This window comes from Chitinophaga sp., from assembly GCF_036569125.1.
Lineage (GTDB): Bacteria > Bacteroidota > Bacteroidia > Chitinophagales > Chitinophagaceae > Chitinophaga.
The window spans coordinates 1-3,822 of the sequence record NZ_DATCRF010000664.1 but is presented as its reverse complement, the minus strand read 5'-3'; the positions used below and the strand labels follow the sequence as shown (position 1 = coordinate 3,822).

Sequence of the window (3,822 nt, the reverse complement as noted above, 5' to 3'; positions counted from 1 at the left end):
TATTGCCGGAACAGGCCAAAGGCAGTATCTAATATTCTTTCCTGTACTTCCATGGTTCAAATGGGCGCTGAGAGGTATCTAATGCCCCGACAAAACTAGGGAAACTTTTTAAACTACAAAAGTTTCCATAATAAAAAAATGAAAATTGTCGTGTTTGGGGAGGAAAGGGGGGAGATGTGCGGATGTGCAGATATGCAGATGTGCAAATGAGGAAGGATGGGCGGATGTGCTAATATGCTAATGTGCTAATGTGCTGGTGGGTTAGGGGAACGGGGAGATGGCGTGGTACTGATGGGAAAGTATGGTTAATGGAAGTAGCTGGGATGTGAAGATATAGGTATCAGTGGGTTGCGATCGGAGGAATAGTTTTTTGGAGAGGGTATTAGGATGTTGGAAAACCGCATTTATGGTACCTGACATGAACTTCACTAGGGATTCACTAGGGAAAAACATGGGATTCAGTAGGGAAAGACATGAGAAACACATGGGAAAGACATGGGAATTTGACGGCAGGTTTATCTTTTTGATAGTATGGTTCATAGGCGGAGCTCCTATTCTTTGCCTGTTTATATTTTATTCCTAATAGCTATATTCCAAAGCACTGACCCGAATTGCGCAGCAATTACAGGGCAATTACGGGGGTGGATGATGTCCGATGTAGGGCGGCCATCCTGGTTGCGCAGTAATTACGGAGCAATTATGGGGCCTTCAAGATGAGAACCTGCCAACATCACTGCCATTGGAAAGCACTGGCTCCAAACCTTAGATGTGCTTATGTAAGTAAACCTAATCTGGAATAATCTAGCTAATTTGCGCCCGGAATTGGAATCACTGTTGCACATTCGCTCATCCGCACCTAGCATTATTTAATAATATGTCTCCCGAACTTAAAATGAAAGCCATTGCCGCCCGTATACTGCGGTACTTTTTCCAGGGTTTACTGATCCTGGCTCCTATTGGCATTACCGCGTTCACTATTTACTGGGCCTTTATGACGGTGGATAACCTGCTGCCCACTTCATTGCTTCCGGAAAATACGCTTGTATATAAATACCTGCATTATAAAGGGGTGGGGTTTGTGCTGGTGCTGCTGCTGATCATTATGGTAGGCTACCTGAGCTCCTCTTTTATTGTAGGCCGCCTGTTTGATATGTTTGACCGCCTGATGGAGCGTACTCCTTTCATCAAATACATTTATAGTTCTGTAAAAGATGTGTTCGATGCTTTTGTGGGCGAGAAAAAGAAATTTGATCATCCCGTACTGGTACAGCTATACGGGCTGGATGTATGGGAAATGGGCTTTATCACCCAAACAGATGTGAGCTATTTAGGCCTGGAAGGATATATGGCCGTGTACGTACCTCATGCCTATGCCATTACCGGCAAAGTATTTATGGTGCCTAAAGAAAGGGTGAAGCCGCTGGAGAATATTTCCGCAGGCGAAGCCATGAAGTTTGCAGTAAGCGGCGGCGTTACTTCTATTGACCATCATACCAAGTAAAAAGTAAAAAAGTAAAAATTAAAAGGGGCACCCAGGGTTGAATGTAACATCCTGGAGCCGGGAATTTTAATTTTTGACTTTTACTTTTTTACTTATCTCATCACTTCTTCTGCAAACTGCCATAAGAGGTGGTTAAAGATCTGTGGCTGGTCATAGTTCACCAAATGCCCGGCTGCAGGCACTTTGAAGATGGTATCTTTCCACTTACGTTTAAAGGAAACCCCATCCAGGTAATTGAGCCTTACCACATTCTCCTGCTGCCCCATTACCAGGCATAAGGGCAGCTCGCTATGCAGCAGGCCATCTATATGATTGGCGCCTTCGGCACGCATATACCGGCCAAAGGTGGTGCGGAACACGGGATCAGTATCATAATAATATTGCTTGCAGCCAGCTATGAACTGGTCTGTAGGCCGGTACACCAGCTTTTTACTGTAGGCGGTTAAAGCGGCATCTGAAGGGGCATCCGTAAGCACCTGTTCGTAGGGGGATGACAGTAGTACGGAGGCCCACGGCGTATCATGATTGCCAATGGCTGCACCGGCAAAAAATAATCCTTTTGGAGGCTGCGATAACAGCGGCAGCGCTTCACTGATGAGGTTAGTGCCTGATGAAATGCCTACCAGCACATAATTTTCCAGGGTGCTTGCATTAATATAATCTGCCAGCTGACGGGCCATACCGGCAATGCTGTAATCCCGCTCCGGAGCGGTGCTGCGTCCGGAACGCCCATGGCCGGGCAGGTCAGGCGCTATAAGGCGGAACTGCTCCTGCAGCAGCTCATCTTTCAATTGCTCGTCCCAGATATCGGATTGCTGCAATCCCCCATGAATAAAAATAATGGCTTTATCAGATTCACCGGTGCTGCGGGTAAAAATGGGCATACCATTTACCGGAATGGTCGTAAAATTTTCCATAATTGAGTTAGTCCCCTACTTCATGGCATTGGATTTAAGGCGCTGCTGTTTTCATATTTTGGTCGTGCCTGATGTGGGATATTTATGCTAAATATAAAAACCCGTCTGCGATCATGCCATTTGTTTAACCAACCATTAACAAAACAGGATTATGTGTGTGCACGCATAATTTTTATGCTTATTTTAGCGGCTGCAATCCTCTCTCAGTGTAGTTTTCAAATTACTTAATGCTAAATGCTTAACCTGTATGTACCAGCGGCTTTTACCGTTTATACTGTTAGGATTATTATTACCGTTACAAGGGAATAGCTGGGGATTTTTTGCGCATCAGCGTATCAACCGGCTGGCGGTATTCTCCCTTCCACCGGAAATGCTGGTGTTCTATAAACCGCAGCTTGAATTTATAACGCAGCATGCGGTAGATCCTGATAAAAGAAGGTATGCGGTGGCTGCGGAAGCGCCGCGGCATTATATAGATATTGATCATTACGGACCACCGCCTTTTGACAGCCTGCCCCGTTCCTGGCAGGCCGCCATGGTAAAATATACGGCCGATACGTTACAGCAGCATGGCATACTACCCTGGCACATTCCCCGTATGGTGGCCCGTTTAACGGATGCTTTCGAAAAAAAGGATGCGGCACAGATCCTGAAGATTTCTGCGGAGCTGGGACATTATGTTGCCGATGCGCATGTGCCTTTGCATGCCAGCTCCAATCATAACGGGCAATTAACCAACCAGCAGGGCATTCACGGCCTGTGGGAATCGCGCATACCGGAGCTGGTGGCAGATAAGGCTTTTAACTACTGGGCGGGCAAAGCCACTTATATAGCGGATGTACAGGACTTTACGTGGGAGGTTATTATAGGCAGCGCGCTGGCGGCTGATACGGTGTTAAGGCTGGAAAAAGAATTAAGCGGGCGGTTTCCGCCGGGGCAGCGTTATGCTTATGAAAAACGGAATGGTGTGCTGGTACGGAATTATTCAAAAGCCTATACCCTGGCCTATCACCAACTACTGGGCAATATGGTGGAACGGCGCATGCGCGGCGCTATGCAGGCTGTGGCCAGCTGCTGGTATACGGCCTGGGTAAATGCCGGACAACCCTCCCTGCGGGAGCTGACCGGCAGATCGTTCACTGCTTCCCAGCTGCAGGAGTTTCAGCAGCTGGACCAGGCCTGGCAAAAAAGACGTTCACTGGGCCGTGGGCACGAAGAAGAATGACCGTCCCAGCTGCCGGGCAACAAGCCATGAAACCCGGTGTGGCATTCACTTCCAGGCATTAGCATGCAACTATTCTCAATTTAACTTTTCACGTGTTGCGGCATTTAAAATAAAAAACGGTTTTTAAGAAAAGTTAAATTATCTTTGTTGGCACTATCTTTTTAACCTTTATCCTACAC

3 protein-coding genes are annotated in these 3,822 nt (G+C 46.9%); 2 read left to right on the top strand and 1 reads right to left on the bottom strand.

Annotated elements, in window-relative coordinates:
* Positions 1 to 874 precede the first annotated feature (874 nt).
* Positions 875 to 1,501, top strand: coding sequence for a DUF502 domain-containing protein (locus tag VIM87_RS24775; RefSeq protein WP_331999589.1), 627 nt, complete (start codon positions 875 to 877; stop codon positions 1,499 to 1,501).
* A gap of 92 nt (positions 1,502 to 1,593) precedes the next feature.
* Here the strand turns inward: VIM87_RS24775 and VIM87_RS24770 are convergent, their stop codons facing one another.
* Positions 1,594 to 2,418 carry an alpha/beta hydrolase gene (locus VIM87_RS24770; protein WP_331999588.1) on the bottom strand — a complete coding sequence of 275 codons (825 nt, stop codon included), beginning with the start codon at positions 2,416 to 2,418 and terminating at the stop codon, positions 1,594 to 1,596.
* A 247-nt stretch (positions 2,419 to 2,665) separates the two neighbouring features.
* On the opposite strand from VIM87_RS24770, the gene VIM87_RS24765 reads away from it, so the two are divergent.
* Entirely contained in the window at positions 2,666 to 3,643 is a 978-nt protein-coding gene (locus tag VIM87_RS24765) for a zinc dependent phospholipase C family protein (RefSeq protein ID WP_331999587.1), read from the top strand.
* Positions 3,644 to 3,822: the final 179 nt, after the last annotated feature.